Origin of the sequence: Pseudophaeobacter leonis (assembly GCF_002087335.1) — a bacterium.
Lineage (GTDB): Bacteria > Pseudomonadota > Alphaproteobacteria > Rhodobacterales > Rhodobacteraceae > Pseudophaeobacter > Pseudophaeobacter leonis.
Genome location: NZ_MWVJ01000007.1, coordinates 1 through 14,397, shown reverse-complemented (window position 1 = coordinate 14,397; position 14,397 = coordinate 1). Strand labels below are relative to the sequence as shown.

Annotated in this window: 12 protein-coding genes and 3 pseudogenes; 11 read left to right on the top strand and 4 right to left on the bottom strand. The window is 56.4% G+C overall.

The window, feature by feature from the left end:
* Positions 1–35 precede the first annotated feature (35 nt).
* The 3 genes from B4968_RS03155 to B4968_RS03145 form a co-directional block, all read right to left on the bottom strand.
* Positions 36–791 carry an autoinducer binding domain-containing protein gene (locus tag B4968_RS03155; RefSeq protein WP_083096534.1) on the bottom strand — a complete coding sequence of 252 codons (756 nt, stop codon included), beginning with the start codon at positions 789–791 and terminating at the stop codon, positions 36–38.
* Positions 791–1,255 carry a type II 3-dehydroquinate dehydratase gene (gene aroQ / locus B4968_RS03150; protein ID WP_083096532.1) on the bottom strand — a complete coding sequence of 155 codons (465 nt, stop codon included), beginning with the start codon at positions 1,253–1,255 and terminating at the stop codon, positions 791–793. Before aroQ ends, B4968_RS03155 begins: the two co-directional genes overlap by 1 nt.
* A gap of 156 nt (positions 1,256–1,411) precedes the next feature.
* On the bottom strand, positions 1,412–2,407 hold the full coding sequence (locus tag B4968_RS03145) for an NADPH:quinone oxidoreductase family protein (RefSeq protein WP_083096529.1): 996 nt from the start codon (positions 2,405–2,407) through the stop codon (positions 1,412–1,414).
* A 162-nt stretch (positions 2,408–2,569) separates the two neighbouring features.
* Here B4968_RS03145 and B4968_RS03140 point away from each other — a divergent pair.
* The 11 genes and pseudogenes from B4968_RS03140 to B4968_RS03095 all read left to right on the top strand — a co-directional run.
* Positions 2,570–3,742, top strand: a pseudogene (locus tag B4968_RS03140) (acyl-CoA dehydrogenase family protein); the annotation flags it as partial.
* Positions 3,743–3,750: 8 nt separating this feature from the next.
* A pseudogene (locus B4968_RS03135) lies at positions 3,751–4,865 on the top strand (acyl-CoA dehydrogenase family protein).
* An 11-nt stretch (positions 4,866–4,876) separates the two neighbouring features.
* A complete protein-coding gene (locus B4968_RS03130) occupies positions 4,877–5,692 on the top strand; it encodes an SDR family NAD(P)-dependent oxidoreductase (RefSeq protein WP_083096527.1) in 816 nt (271 codons plus the stop codon).
* A gap of 45 nt (positions 5,693–5,737) precedes the next feature.
* Complete coding sequence (locus tag B4968_RS03125; protein WP_083096524.1) at positions 5,738–6,733, top strand: NAD(P)H-dependent flavin oxidoreductase; 996 nt, start codon at positions 5,738–5,740, stop codon at positions 6,731–6,733.
* 3 nt (positions 6,734–6,736) lie between these two features.
* Positions 6,737–7,387 (top strand): histidine phosphatase family protein, encoded by a 651-nt coding sequence (locus tag B4968_RS03120; RefSeq protein ID WP_083096522.1) that lies wholly within the window; start codon positions 6,737–6,739, stop codon positions 7,385–7,387.
* A 12-nt stretch (positions 7,388–7,399) separates the two neighbouring features.
* Positions 7,400–8,428, top strand: a complete 1,029-nt coding sequence (locus B4968_RS03115; RefSeq protein ID WP_083096519.1) for a phosphotransferase family protein — start codon at positions 7,400–7,402, stop codon at positions 8,426–8,428.
* 195 nt (positions 8,429–8,623) lie between these two features.
* A complete protein-coding gene (locus B4968_RS03110) occupies positions 8,624–9,394 on the top strand; it encodes an enoyl-CoA hydratase/isomerase family protein (protein ID WP_083096517.1) in 771 nt (256 codons plus the stop codon).
* Positions 9,395–9,398: 4 nt separating this feature from the next.
* Positions 9,399–10,630, top strand: a pseudogene (locus B4968_RS03105) (serine hydrolase domain-containing protein).
* Positions 10,627–11,913, top strand: a complete 1,287-nt coding sequence (locus B4968_RS03100; protein ID WP_338153193.1) for an AMP-binding protein — start codon at positions 10,627–10,629, stop codon at positions 11,911–11,913. The pseudogene B4968_RS03105 and the gene B4968_RS03100 overlap by 4 nt, the downstream one beginning before the upstream one ends.
* A gap of 23 nt (positions 11,914–11,936) precedes the next feature.
* Positions 11,937–12,590, top strand: a complete 654-nt coding sequence (locus B4968_RS25520) for an AMP-binding enzyme (protein WP_338153192.1) — start codon at positions 11,937–11,939, stop codon at positions 12,588–12,590.
* A gap of 13 nt (positions 12,591–12,603) precedes the next feature.
* Positions 12,604–13,467 (top strand): acyl-CoA thioesterase, encoded by an 864-nt coding sequence (locus tag B4968_RS03095; RefSeq protein ID WP_083096515.1) that lies wholly within the window; start codon positions 12,604–12,606, stop codon positions 13,465–13,467.
* 5 nt (positions 13,468–13,472) lie between these two features.
* On the opposite strand, the gene B4968_RS03090 is transcribed toward B4968_RS03095, so the two are convergent.
* Complete coding sequence (locus tag B4968_RS03090; RefSeq protein WP_083096513.1) at positions 13,473–14,240, bottom strand: SDR family oxidoreductase; 768 nt, start codon at positions 14,238–14,240, stop codon at positions 13,473–13,475.
* Between the last annotated feature and the right edge of the window lie 157 nt (positions 14,241–14,397).

Here is a 14,397-nt window from a genome sequence, read left to right as displayed (position 1 = left end):
TAGGGAGATCTCATTGCTGAAATTTTTGACCATGGTCAGGATTCAACAACATACATTTGGTTTTGCAGCGCGGCTTTGAGCACCGCCTGGGCTGAGGTATCCACCGACAATGACACCCGCGCCAAACGCAGGTGTTTCTCGACAGTGGCCGACGTAAGCCCCATAAGAAGGGCGATATCCTGGGTGGTCTTACCATCTCCAACCCATTGCAAAGCTTCGCGCTGACGGGACGTCAGGCTGCGATTTGGTGGCTCATAGGGCAGGGTCAGGATCTTGAGGTGCACCACATTATTCATCAAAATAATGTCTTCACCATGCTCTTTCCACAGCGCATCAATCTCTTTTTGGGTGCTTCCAGCCTTACCCCCAAGAGAGATAGCGCCCTTGTAGCGTTTAGAGGCCGAGAAAAAGCTGACGGTATAGCCAGCAGTCATCTGCATACGCTGATTGAAATCCATGACCTGTTTCGCCTGAGAGCTAAGGGCGCCACCGTCATCCATTTCCTGAATCATCTGCCAGCTGCCGGCGCCCTCGTTCTCCAGCGCCCAGCGGACCATTGGCGCATTGCGATAGAGCCCCTGGTTCAAAAATCCGTTCACATATTCCGGATTGTGATTGGTCATAATGACAAAATCATCCGGCTCCCCCAGTGAGGTCTCGGTCTTAAAGCGGGTGTAGCCGTACATTAAGCGGTCAAAGCCAAAGTCGGCCATCTTCAAAACATGGGTATGCCACAGCTCTTCGAGGCTTTTTGCTCCGGAAACAAAGTGGAGATAATCCAGCATTGTCATTACCTTGCGTCCTGAAGCTGTGTCTCTTTAGGAAGCAATGTAGCGGCCAGGGCATCAATCGCCATCAGATATCCCTGACTGCCAAAGCCACAGATTTGCCCCAGGGCAGCACGCGAAATGTAGGATTTGTGGCGAAACTCTTCGCGCGCATGAATGTTGGACAGATGCACCTCAACCGTTGGCACCTCGACAGAAAAAATGGCATCCATCAGAGCAACAGAGGTATGGGTAAAGGCACCCGCATTCAGAATGATACCAGCATGCACGCCACGGGCCGCGTGGATCGCGTCAAGCAAAGCCCCTTCGTGGTTGGACTGAAGACAATGGGCTGTCAGACCAGCTTTCACAGCATGGTCTATGCACAACTGCTCGACCATTGCGAGCGTTTCGCGCCCATAGACCTCGGGCTGGCGTGTGCCCAAAAGGTTCAGATTTGGTCCGTTCAGTATCAATATGCTCTGCATCGCATCCCCCTCGATTCAAGCTTATGACGAAATAGGACATTTGCACAGAATATGCCAAGGCTTTATATGCCAAGGCTTTTCCTGTGCCGCATGTTGCTATTTTCTCACGTAAAATTATCAGAGGGAGGCGGATTTGCCCCTGCATCCTTCCTGGGTTCAGCTGTTGGTCAGCACAACCTTGCCCAGAACGCGCCTGTCCTGCATCATCTCGAGCGCTTTTGGCGCCTCTGTCATAGCAAGAACCTCAGAGATCGGCGGCTTGATCTTGCCGCTGGCATAGAGCGCCTGAAGCTCTGCCATATTCGTCGCATGACTCTTGGGATCCCGAAACACCGAGGCGCCCCAGAACACCCCACGAATGTCGCAGCCCTTTAGCAGAGGCAGATTGAGCGGGATTTCAGGAATGCCGGCGGGAAACCCGATGACCAGGTAGCGACCCAGCCAGGCCATCGCGCGAAGCGCCGGTTCGGCATACGCTCCGCCAACGCCGTCATAGACGACATCTACGCCATCCTTGCTGGTCAGGGATTTGATATTTTTAGAAAATTCCTTTTGGTCCTCCTTATCCATGTCCCGGCTATAGACCAGCGTTTCGTCGGCCCCGAGCGCGTGACAGAACGCGGCCTTTTCCTGCGAAGACACGGCTGCAATGACCCGTGCGCCCATGGATTTTGCCAGCTCAATTGCAGCGGCGCCAACCCCGCCGGCAGCTCCCAAAACCAATAGGGTTTCTCCGGGCTGAATCTGTGCCCGGTCCTTTAGGGCGTGGTAGGATGTGCCATATGTAAACACAAAGCCAGCCGCATCCTCAAAGGGCATTTCTTCCGGGAATTTAGTCGCTTGCGCTGCCGGGATGCAGATCTGCGTGGCAAAGCCGCCATGCCCGGTAAGGGCAAGAACCCGGTCCCCTATCTGAAAGCCTTTGACGCCTTCACCCAGTGCTGTGACCACGCCGGATATCTCGCCGCCGGGCGCAAAGGGACGCTGGGGTATAATCTGGTACAGATCACGAATAATCAAAGTATCGGGAAAGTTGACGCCAGCGGCGCGGATCTCGACCAGGAGCTCTCCCTTACCGGGGCTGAGGTCGGGCATGTCTGTCCAGACCAGTGTCTCAGGTCCACCCGCGGCGGTGCTCAACATTGATTTCATTTTTGCCCTCCTGGCAGCGCGCTGGCAGCCGAGTGTTTCCAAAATTACGTAAAGTCTTCTGCCGCTCCACAGCGTTGTCAATGCAATAGCGAAATGTAATTCTGCATGGTGAAACCGCTAGACGCCATGGGAGGCTCTGGGCATCGGTGATGAGGAGAGAGCATGACCACGGCTGAAGTTGAAAGAGAAACTGGTGGCGCTGGCTTTAGGCGCGAGATTCGCGACTGGCTGGAAGCAAACTGCCCGCCTGAGATGCGTGATGGCGCCAGCGGCGAGGATGCGATTTGTTGGGGCGGCACGTCTTGGGTCTTTAGCTGTGAGGCGCAGAAGATCTGGCTAGAGCGCTGTGCCGCGCGTGGGCTGACCGTGCCGACCTGGCCTAAGGCCTATGGTGGCGCGGGCCTGACGCGAGATGAAGACAAGATCCTGAAAGAAGAGATGCAGGCCCTTGGGGCCCGCTCGCCTCTGGACAGTTTTGGCATCTGGATGCTTGGGCCTGCCTTGCTGAAATTTGGTTGCGAAGAGCAAAAGCTGCACTTTCTGCCGCCCATCGCACGTGGTGAAATCCGCTGGTGTCAGGGCTATTCAGAGCCAGGAGCCGGTTCAGATCTGGCCGGGGTTCAGACCCATGCGGCTGATCAGGGCGACACCTGGCTGGTCTTTGGGCAAAAGATCTGGACATCCTATGCGGATAAGGCCGACTGGATCTTTGCGCTGCTCAGAACCGACCGGGAGGCCAAGAAACATCTGGGTATTTCCTTTGTTCTCATGGATATGCGGACCAAAGGTATCAGCACGCAACCGATCCGGCTGATCTCTGGATCGTCGCCGTTTTGCGAAACATTCTTTGAGGATGTCGAGGTTCCGAAACACCAGGTGGTCGGCACCGTCAACCGCGGCTGGGACGTGGCAAAATACCTGCTGACCCATGAGCGCGAGATGATCAGCAATGGCGCCAACGTCATGGTATCCGGGCGCTCTCTTGGCGCTGTGCTGTCTGAAAGCGAAACCGGGCTGAGCGACCCTGTTTTGCGAGGTGATGCCATGCGCGCCGAGGTCGACACCCTGGCCCTTGAGATGACATTGGAGCGCTATAAGGATCAGTCCGAAGGCGGACAGGGTGTTGGGGATGCCTCTGCTATGTTGAAATACATGGGCACAGAGCTGAACAAGCAGCGTCTGGAACTGGTCATGGCCGCAGAAGGCTCGAACGCGCTGACCTGGCAGGACACACCTGCCTCTTCCTGGCTCCGAACCAAGGCAAATTCGATCGAAGGCGGCACTTCAGAGGTCATGCTCTCGATCATTAGCCGTCGCATTTTGAACCTTCCGGGATATGAAACATGGCAAAACTCATTCAAACAGAAGAAGAAATCCTGTTGTCCGAGGCCGCCAGTGGTTTCCTCGCAAAATCCGCGCCAGTCTCCCGACTGCGTGAGAGCGGGATGCGGGAAAGCGCTCAGACCCCGCGCTTTGGCAGGAAATGGCCGCTGCCGGATGGGCCGGCGTGCTTGTCCCCGAGGAGGCTGACGGCTCCGACATGGGCCATGCGGCGGCCCATGTGCTGGCGCGCGAAATGGGACGCAACCTGACGGTCAGCCCGTTTCTGAGCACCGCCGTTATGGCCGCAACGCTGCTGCGACAGCTGAAGGATCCCAGCTCAAATGGCAAACTGAAAGAGATTGCCGCAGGCGAGCTGACCTATGCGCTGGCCCTGGACGAGAGCGCGAAATTTTCTCCAGAAAATGTTGAGCTCACGGCGGAAAAACGTGGCAACGGCTACATCCTCAATGGGAAAAAGCGTTTTGTCATAGATGGCTGCGACGCGGAGCGAATTCTGGTTCTGGCCAAAAGCGACGAGGGGCTCTGCCTGTTCGATCTCGCCAACACGACCAAAGGGCTAGAGAAAACGCCGCTGGAGATGATTGACAGTCGCGACGCTGCGGATTTGGTTTTTGACAACGTAGAACTGTCGGGCGACGCCCTTCTTGGCGCGGCCGGGTCAGGCTATGATCTGCTAAAGCCAGCGCTGGAGGCCGGGCAAGCCGCCCTTGCGGCCGAGACAATCGGCCTTTCAGAGGCGGCCTTTGCCCAAACAACCGACTATCTGAAAGAGCGCAAACAGTTTGGCGTCACCATCGGCAGTTTTCAGGCCCTGCAGCATCGGGCGGCGCATCTTTGGTGTGAAATCGAGCTGACCCATTCTGCCGTTTTGAATGCGGGCCGTATTCTAGATACCGCGCCAGACACTGCGACGCTTGCTGTGTCGGTGGCAAAGGCGCGCGCCACGGATACCGCGCAAAAGGCGGTGCAGGAAGGTGTGCAGATGCATGGCGGCATGGGCATGACGGATGCCTTTGATATGGGGTTTTATATGAAACGCGCCCGGGTCGCGGCCGAATGGCTGGGTGACTACGGTTATCACGCGGGCGTTGTTGCGCAATTGCGCGGATTTTAAGGGAGAAGACGATGCAGGATCTTTTTACACTTGAGGGCAAAACGGCCCTGATCACGGGTGGTGCTACAGGAATTGGCCGCATGGCTGCCGAGGCGATGGTGCGGGCCGGTGCGCGGGTGCTGATTGCCTCGCGCAAAGGCGCCGCCTGTGAGGCGGTTGCCGCAGAGCTGAATGCCCTGGATGCCCCCGGCACAGCCGAAGGATTTGGCGGCGATGTCGGCACCGAGGCCGGGATCGAGGCACTGGTTGAGGAAATCAAGAGCCGCACAGAACACCTTGATATCTTGATGAATAACTCGGGCATCACCTGGGGAGCTGAGCTGAAAGATTTTCCGTATCAGGCCTGGGAAAAGGTGATGTCGGTCAATGTGACAGGCGTCTTTGACCTGACCCGGCGCTTGCTGCCTATGTTGATCAAAAGCGGTCAATCGGGTGATCCCGGGCGGATCATCAATGTCGGCTCCGTCATGGGCGAAATCCCGATGGGAGACGGGGCCTATAGCTACGCGGCCTCCAAGGCTGCGGTCATTCACCTGTCAAAGATCCTGGCAAAAGAACTCGCGCACAAGAACGTTACGGTAAATGCGCTGGCGCCTGGTCCTTTTGTCTCGCGTATGACGGCCTTTGTGACGGAAGATGAAGAAAAGCGCGAAAAGGTTGGCAATGATGTGCCTCTGGGCCGCGTCGGCCGCTACGAGGATATTGCAGGATCGGTCCTGTTTCTGAGCGGTAAGGGCGGCGCCTATGTGACGGGATCTGTTGTCCCGATCTCAGGCGGCATCAATGTCATGTCCGGCCATAATCTTTTTGCCAGTGCGATGGACTAGACTAGCACCTTCGGGCTGCAAGATACTGAAACAAAGGACCAAACTGTGTCATCATCTCAAGATCACCTGCCCAAGGCGTTGCAAAACCTACGCATCCCTTTGATTGGCTCTCCCCTGTTTATCATTTCAGTGCCAGAGCTGGTCATCGCCCAGTGTAAAGCGGGCATTATTGGGTCGTTTCCGGCCCTCAACGCTCGCGAAGGCGAGGGGGATCCGGTTCTGCTTGAGGCTTGGCTCAAGCAGATCACCGAAGCGCTGGATAAGCACAATCAGGAAAACCCGGACCAGTCGGCCGCTCCCTTTGCGGTCAACCAGATCGTGCATCGTTCCAACGCCCGGCTGGAGCGTGATCTTGAGATCTGTCACCGCTGGAACGTGCCGATCTGGATTACCTCACTGGGCGCGCGGGTCGAGGTCAATGAAGCGGCGCATGCCTGTGGTGGCGTGGTGCTGCATGACGTCATCAATAATAAGTTTGCCAAGAAGGCGATCGAAAAGGGCGCCGATGGGCTGATTGCCGTGGCCGCCGGCGCGGGCGGTCATGCCGGTGAGCAGTCTCCCTTTGCGCTGATCCGGGAGATCCGCAGCTGGTTTGACGGGCCTCTGGCCCTGTCAGGCGCCATTGCAAGTGGCGAAGCTCTTTTGGCCGCGCGTGCCCTGGGGGCGGATTTTGGCTATGCCGGCTCGCCCTTTATTGCCACCCATGAGGCCAACGCCCAGCAGGACTATAAACAGATGATCGTCGACAGCTCTGCCGAAGACATCGTATACTCTTCTTTGTTTACAGGCGTTTGGGGCAACTATCTAAAGAAATCTGTCTCCAATGCCGGGCTTGATCCCGACAATCTTCCAACAGCCGACTCCTCTGCGATGAATTTTGACAGCGGATCATCCAAACCAAAAGCCTGGAAAGAGATCTGGGGGTCGGGTCAGGGGATTGGAGATGTAAAATCCATCTGTTCAGCTGGCGAGCTGGTTGATCGGATCGCCTCGGAATACCAGGCGGCCGGTACGCGTTTGGCCCGCGAGTTCAAGGTCTGAAGGATGGCAGAGCTGATTGTTGTCCGCCACGGTCAGGCCTCGTTTGGGGCGGCCAACTATGATGAGCTGAGCGACCTTGGGCGGCAACAGTCGCGCGCCTTGGGCGAAACCCTGCGGGCGCTCGACTGGGTTCCTGACCGGGTGATTACTGGCAGCCTTGAGCGTCAGAAACAAACTCTGGCCGAAATTGGCTTTGATATCGCCGCCGAACAACATGCGGGCTGGAATGAATATGACTTTCATGACCTGCTGCACAGTCGGTTTGGCGGCCAGGCCCCGGCTGATGTGATCACTGACCGCAAGACCCATTTTCGCGCCCTGCGCGAAACACTGGCTGACTGGCAGCTGGGCGGCATTCCTGAGGCGCGCGAAAGCTGGCATGAGTTTTGCGCCCGGGTTGAGCAGGCGCGGCTGCATGCCGTCCAAAAGGGCGTCGAACGGGTCCTGGTTGTCAGCTCCGGTGGCGCTATATCAAGGCTGGTTGCCGCCAGTCTGGAGTTGCCAGATGCGCAAATGATTGCGCTGAATCTGCAGGTCAAAAACAGTTCGACCAGCCGGTTCGTGTTCTCAAAGGAGAAGTTCTTTCTCCATGAATTCAACTCAGTGCCACACCTTCATAACGTTGAACGTGCGGCACTCATGACCTATAGCTAACGGGAGCTGACGATGAGCCAAAAGACCCAGACCCTGGACCGGGAGGCCGTCGGCGCCTATCTGCGTGGACGTCTGCCTGGATTTGATGCCGATTTTGACGTGCAGAAATTTGAGACCGGGCAATCAAATCCCACGTTCATGCTGAAAACCTCGGCTGGAAACTATGTGTTACGGCGCAAGCCACCAGGGGTTCTGCTCAAGTCGGCGCATGCGGTGGACCGCGAGTTCCGGGTGCAAAAGGCGCTGGCTGACACAGAGGTTCCCGTCGCCAAAATGCATCTTCTGTGTGAGGATGATGACGTGATTGGATCGGCGTTTTACGTGATGGATCATGTTGCCGGGCGCAATATCACGGACCCGACTATGCCCAATATGGACCCTGCGGAACGTGCCGCTGTGATTGATGAGATGAGCCGGGTTTTGGCCAGTTTGCATGAGGTCGATATCGAGGCTGTTGGCCTGTCTGACTATGGCCCTCCCGTCAACTATTTTGAGCGCCAACTGGGCCGCTGGACCAAGCAATACCGCGCCTCGGAAACCGATGTTATCCCCGAGATGGATGAGCTGATCCTGGCGCTGGAGGTCGCGATGCCAAAGGAGGACGGCCAGCGTGGTCTGGTGCATGGCGACTATCGGATCGACAATATGATCTTTGCCGCTGATAGCCCGGACTGTCGGGCGGTGCTTGACTGGGAGCTGTCGACCATTGGACATCCCTATGCCGATTTGGCCGGTGTCATCATGCAATGGCAAATGCCCCCCGGAGCCGAAGGCCGCGGTCTGGCGGGGATCGACCGCGCCGCCCTGGGGCTTCCCTCGGATCAGGCCTTCATTGACAGCTATTGTGAACGCCGCGGGCTGGCCGGGATTGATAATTTTGGCTTTTACCTGTCCTTTAGTTTCTTCCGAATGGGCGGGATCTTGCAGGGCGTTTTGAAACGTGCCCTTGATGGCAATGCGTCAAACCCGCAACGTGCTGTCAAACTTGGCGGCTTTGTCTCCTTGTTTGCGCGAAACGGCTTGGACGCTCTCGGGAAATAATCGTACATTAAGAGTGCGTTGCCTGTAGATGCTCACAGCTATCTTCACGTTGACTGGCGGGCTACGCAGAGCTTCACAGAGCTACGCATATGCGTGGTTCTACGTAGTTGTTTGCGCTCGACCGCGGCGTTTTGGCTGCGCAATATAACAATACCAACGCCGACAGGCAGGGTTTCGCACCGAAGGAGAGCCTTGATGACAGAGAATGAACAGCTCATCATTCGCGAGCATGGTGACGGTATTGTTGAACTTCAGTTGGGGCGCGCGCCAGTAAATGCCCTGAGCGCCGATTTTCTCCTGAGCTTTGCGGCAGAGATGACCCGACTGGGATCAGATGACGCCGTGCGCGCCATCATTTTGTCCAGCCCTTTCAAAGTGTTTTCTGCGGGTCTTGATCTAAAGGAGGCCCAGAATTTTGATCTGGAGCAGCAAAATGCCATCGTACGCGGGCTGAATGAGGGCTTTCTGGCGCTCTATGCCTGTCCCAAACCGGTTGTTGCCTGCGTAGGAGGTGCTGCAATCGCGGGGGGGCTGTTCTTTGTGCTTGCCAGCGACCGGCGCGTGGCGATGACCAAATCCTCCTTTGGACTGGCCGAGGTGCGCGTGGGCGCTGATTTCCCCATTGGCCCGCTCGAGATCGCCAAGGCCACGCTGGACGTCGACACCCGCCGACGGCTTATGCTGACGGGGCAATCTGTCGGCCCAATTGCCGCCCGTAACTTTGGCATCATCGACATTATCGCCGAAGATCCCGAAGACCTGATCGGGTATTCCCTGGCCGAGGCACGGAAACTGGCTGAGCTGCCATCACTGGCCTATGCCTCGATCAAGAGCCAACTCAGAGGCGAGACGATTGCGCGGATCAAGGCCGCGATTGAAAATGGCGGCAACAGTCCTGAGGGCGGCTGGTTCAACAGCCAGACCAAGGCCGCGATGCAAAAAATGATTGATCACGGATCATCCTGAAGCGATGAAGAAAGAGGGGGTAGCTATGGATCAGGCACGACTTGAGCACATTAAGCTTTGGCAGCAACGCTATGTTGATCAAAAGAAATATGCCGGAAGCTCACTTTTGATTATGCGCGGTGGTGAAGAGCAGTTTTTTCACGCAACCGGACGTCGCAACGTAGAAGAAAACCTCCCCTTTACCCGTGAGACCCTGGCGCGGAGCTACTCCATGACCAAGCCGGTGACCTCAGTTGCGGTGATGATTTTGGCCGAAAAAGGTCTGTTTCATCTGGATGCTCCGGTGTCAGATTTCATCCCCGAATTCTCTGAAATGCAGGCCCTGATCCCGGGTGCCACCTCTATTGAGCAGACAGAACCCGCCCGCGCCCCGAGCCTGCATGAGCTGCTGACCCATACCGGAGGGCTGAGCTATCCATTCAACCCGGGCCTTTTGCCAGAGGCGATGCAGCAGGAACAGTTGATGTTCAAACCTAATCAGGGTGAGCTGGGCAAGATGGCAGCCCATCTCGCGCGGTTTCCTTTGGCGTTTCAGCCCGGAACCCGTTGGGAATACTCAGTCGGCATTGATGTGCTTGGTCGGGTGGTGAGGTCGCCTCGGGGCAAACTCTCGCCGAATTCTTTGATGAAAACATATTCCAGCCTCTTGGCATGCAGGAGACCGGCTTTCGTGTTCCGCGCGAGGCGGGGAACCGGTTCGCCTCTCTCTATACGCCGCTTGCGGGCGACGCGATGGCGATGAACGCGGCGCAAACCGGTGGCGAGACCCTGCGCCTGACCGACCTGCATGGCGGCTCTCCTTTCGAGACTGCCGATATGATGTCCGGCGGTGGGGGGCTGGTTGGAACCATCGACGACTACATGACGTTCACAGAGATGCTGCGGCGACGTGGGGCCTGCAAAGACGGCTTTATATTGTCGCCAAAAACCCTTGATTTCATGATGAGAAATCATCTTCCCGGTGACATCGCATCCATGGGGCCGCAAAGCTTTGCCGAGCAACCTATGGAGGGCATGGGCTTTGGTCTTGGCGGCGCTGTTGTGTTGGATCCTGCGCGGGCGCGCTGCCCTGGATCTGTAGGGGACTTCAGCTGGGGCGGCATGGCCTCAACCTTCTTTTGGCTGGATCCAGAGCTGGACCTGTCCGTCGTCTTTTTCACCCAACTCGCCCCATCCAGTTCATACCCCGCCCGCGCCGAACTAAAGGCGCTGGTGCACGGAGCCATTCTGCAATGACCGATGAAAACAAAATCCTGTGGACACCCAGTGCCGCGCGCGCCAACAACAGCCAGATGGCAGCCTATCAAGAGTGGCTGAAAGCGAACCGGGATCTCAGCTTTTACAGCTACAATGATCTGTGGTCCTGGAGCGTTACGGAACTGGAAGTGTTCTGGCAATCTGTCTGCGACTTTTTCCAGCTAAAGTTTTCCGCTCCTGCGACAACAGTTTTGCGCGAACGGCGTATGCCCGGGGCAGAATGGTTTCCCGGCGCCAGGCTGAACTGGGCCGAAAATATCCTGTCTGCGGGCCTCGTGGATGAGCAAAAACAAGCGCTTGTGGTTCAGTCTGAAACCTTTGGCAGATCCGAGATGAGCTGGAAACAGCTACGCGATAGCGTCGCAAGCCTTGCGGCGAACCTGCGTGATATGGGGGTCGGGCAGGGCGACCGTGTCGCAGCCGTTCTTCCCAATACCGAAAGCGCCATTATTGCCTGTCTTGCAACAACCAGTCTTGGAGCGATCTGGTCGCTATGCGCTCCGGATATGGGACATGTCGCGATCCTGGACCGATTTCAGCAAATCAAACCCAAGGTTCTGATCTATCAGGACAACTACAAACATGCCGGCAAAGAGATAAGCCGGGCAGAGGAAATGTCTGCTGTTGTTGCGGGGCTGCCTGACCTAGAGCAGCACATTGCGGTGAAAACCGATGATCAGCCACTGCCAAAGGGCGCGGTGGACTGGACCGGGTTGCTCACGCGCACCGCAGAGCTGAGCTTTGCGCAGGTCGCTTTTGATCACCCGCTTTGGATCGTCTATTCATCAGGCACAACCGGCAACCCCAAACCGATTGTACATGGTCACGGCGGCATTCTTCTGGAAGGCTCCAAGCAATCGCTGCATCTGGATGTCTCAGACCAAAGCCGGTTCTGCTGGCTGACCTCCTCGGGCTGGGTCATGTGGAACGTGCAACTGGTCGCCTTGGGGCAGGGCGCGACTGTCATGCTCTACGACCGGGCACCGAACTACCCTGACATGCTGGACATCTGGCGCCGCGTAGCGCACGAGAAAATAAGCTATTTTGGCGCTGGTGCCGCGTTCTTCTCGGCCTGTGCCAAATCCATGATCGAGCCCGGCGACGCCTTTGATCTGTCGTCTTTGGTCTCGCTGGGCGCTACCGGCTCTCCCATGACCTCTGATGGCTACGAGTGGATCTACCGGGCAGTCAAATCTGACATTTGGTTGGCGCCAATTTCTGGTGGCCCGATTTTTGCGGCGCCTTTGTGGGTGGCAATGTGAGGTTGCCGGTACGAGCCGGTGAAATGCAGGCCCGTGCACTGGGAAATGCAGTGCGCGCTTATGATCCGTATGGAAAGGATCTTGTTGGCGAGGTTGGTGAGCTGGTTTGCACCGAGCCGCTGCCCTCAATGCCGTTTTTTTTCTGGGGTGACGACGACGCCTCCCGCCTGCATGACAGCTACTTTGACACCTATCCCGGCATCTGGCGGCATGGGGATTGGATTTCTTTCACCCCCGAAGGTGGCTCTGTCATTTATGGCCGGTCCGATGCGACAATAAACCGTCGTGGGCTGCGCCTGGGCTCCTCGGAAATCTATCAGGCGGTTGAGGCCTTGCCGGAAATTCAGGACAGCCTTGTAGTTGATCTCGAATTCCTCGGGCGGGACAGCTTTATGCCGTTGTTTGTCGTGCTGACACAGCCCGGCTCTATGGATGACGCTGTGAAGGACAAGATCAAATCTGCCATCCGCAGTTCTGTTTCGGCGCGGTTTGTTCCCGACGAAATCGTCGAGGTCGCTGAGGTGCCGCGCACATTGTCTGGTAAAAAGCTGGAAGTCCCGGTGAAAAAGCTGCTACTTGGAGGCGACCCAGACAAAGTGGTGAACCGCGACTCGATGGTAAATCCTGACAGTTTCGACAGGTTTATCGCCTATGCCAAAGACAGAAATCTGACTTAGAAAGAGCCTCTAAATGACTGATCCAGGTAAGGTTCTCCTAAATCTTCTTGACCTTGAAGAGCTGGATACCAACCTTTATCGCGGCATCGGATCTGGCGGTGAAACGCCTATGCGGATCTACGGTGGTCAGGTCATCGCCCAGGCTCTTTCTGCGGCCTATGCCAGTGTTCCCGAGCGGCTGTGCCACTCGCTGCACGCCTATTTTATTCGCCCGGGCGATCCCAGCAAGCCGGTGATCTATGAGGTGGATCCAGCCCGCGATGGTGGCAGCTTTACCACCCGTCGGGTCACGGCCATTCAAAACGGGCGTCAAATCCTGAACCTCGCAGCCTCGTTCCATCTGGAGGAGATGGGCTGGGAACATCAGCACGAAATGCCTGAGGTTCCGGCGCCGGATGGGTTGTTGTCCCGTGACGATCTGCACCAACAGCATGCACATCGTATTGCCGAAGACTTGCGTGACGAATTCACCAGACAGCGGCCATTTGAAATCCGGGATATTGAACCGCGAGATCCGCTCAATCCTGATATCACAAGCGATATCAATCATATGTGGATAAGAATGGAAGCAGCCAAAGGGGCAGGGCCGCAATTACAGCATGTGCTGATGGCCTATGCGTCTGATTTCGGGCTTTTGGGGTCTGCCCTCAGACCACATGGGTTGACCTGGTACAAACCCGAAGCAATGACCGCGAGCCTTGACCATGCCATGTGGTTCCATGCGCCGGTGCAGTTTGACAAATGGCACCTCTATACAATGGACTCACCCTTTGGTGGCGGTGGCCGCGGCTTTAACCGCGGCTCGATCTATACCCAGGATGGCCAGCTCGTCGCCAGTGTTGCACAAGAAGGCCTGATGCGGCCCATCAGGCGTTAGGTCTTTTACCCCCCGCCAAAGCGTTGGCGCAGCTTTTGCATACCGGTGATCCAGCGGCCGTAATTGGTTGTTTTGGCCTGCATGTAGTCTTTGACCTGTGGATGCGGAAGCACCAGGAACTCATTGTTCTCAATGGCTGTAACGCAGCAATCGGCCACCAGTTCAGGCTCTAGCATACCATCGAGACTGGCGACGCTATCCTCTAATCCTTTTGTCATCTCTGATCGCACTGCCTGCGGACACAGAACCGAAACACCGAGCCCCAAATCACCATAAGTGATCGCAAGCCATTCGGCAAAACCAACGGCGGCATGTTTGGTCACACCGTAAGGCGCCGCACCAATTTGATTGAGCAAACCCGCCGCTGAGGCTGTGTTCAGCATGTAGCCGCCACCACGTGCCAACATACGCGGCACCAGATGTCGTGCAGCCCAAACATGGGACATGACATTGATATCCCAGATCTTTTGCCATTCGTCATTGGAAACTTCAAACCCACCCATGGTCAGAATTCCCGCGTTGGAACAGAACAGATCAATGGGTGCGATGGTGTCCTCGACGGTATCAATCAGGGCCTTGACGCTGTCTTCTTGCCGCACGTCCAGATGTAAGGCCGATCCCTGAATTTGATCCGCAACCAGCTGAGCGCCGTCCAAATCAATATCCGCGCAAATGACATGGGCGGCGCCCAAATCAGCAAACTTTTGCGCCAGACCTTTGCCAATACCGTTCGCAGCACCGGTCACAACTATACAACTGCCTTTAATTTCCATTTTGTCGCCTTGTCCCTGATGTCCTTATCGAAAGGCTATCTTGCTCAGGTCGGTCTGCCAATCCGGGGTGACGGAACGGAACATCAATAAATAACATAATACAGATTATAAGTTAATTTTGTGGCGCGCGGCGCGCGCTACCCTCAACTGCGACTCT

What these genes read in the sequence shown, in the direction of transcription:
- B4968_RS03155 (WP_083096534.1), bottom strand. Translation starts at nt 791, where the DNA reads ATGACAATGCTGGATTATCTCCACTTTGTTTCCGGAGCAAAAAGCCTC.
- aroQ (WP_083096532.1), bottom strand. Translation starts at nt 1,255, where the DNA reads ATGCAGAGCATATTGATACTGAACGGACCAAATCTGAACCTTTTGGGC.
- B4968_RS03145 (WP_083096529.1), bottom strand. Translation starts at nt 2,407, where the DNA reads ATGAAATCAATGTTGAGCACCGCCGCGGGTGGACCTGAGACACTGGTC.
- B4968_RS03130 (WP_083096527.1), top strand. Translation starts at nt 4,877, where the DNA reads ATGCAGGATCTTTTTACACTTGAGGGCAAAACGGCCCTGATCACGGGT.
- B4968_RS03120 (WP_083096522.1), top strand. Translation starts at nt 6,737, where the DNA reads ATGGCAGAGCTGATTGTTGTCCGCCACGGTCAGGCCTCGTTTGGGGCG.
- B4968_RS03115 (WP_083096519.1), top strand. Translation starts at nt 7,400, where the DNA reads ATGAGCCAAAAGACCCAGACCCTGGACCGGGAGGCCGTCGGCGCCTAT.
- B4968_RS03110 (WP_083096517.1), top strand. Translation starts at nt 8,624, where the DNA reads ATGACAGAGAATGAACAGCTCATCATTCGCGAGCATGGTGACGGTATT.
- B4968_RS03100 (WP_338153193.1), top strand. Translation starts at nt 10,627, where the DNA reads ATGACCGATGAAAACAAAATCCTGTGGACACCCAGTGCCGCGCGCGCC.
- B4968_RS25520 (WP_338153192.1), top strand. Translation starts at nt 11,937, where the DNA reads ATGCAGGCCCGTGCACTGGGAAATGCAGTGCGCGCTTATGATCCGTAT.
- B4968_RS03095 (WP_083096515.1), top strand. Translation starts at nt 12,604, where the DNA reads ATGACTGATCCAGGTAAGGTTCTCCTAAATCTTCTTGACCTTGAAGAG.
- B4968_RS03090 (WP_083096513.1), bottom strand. Translation starts at nt 14,240, where the DNA reads ATGGAAATTAAAGGCAGTTGTATAGTTGTGACCGGTGCTGCGAACGGT.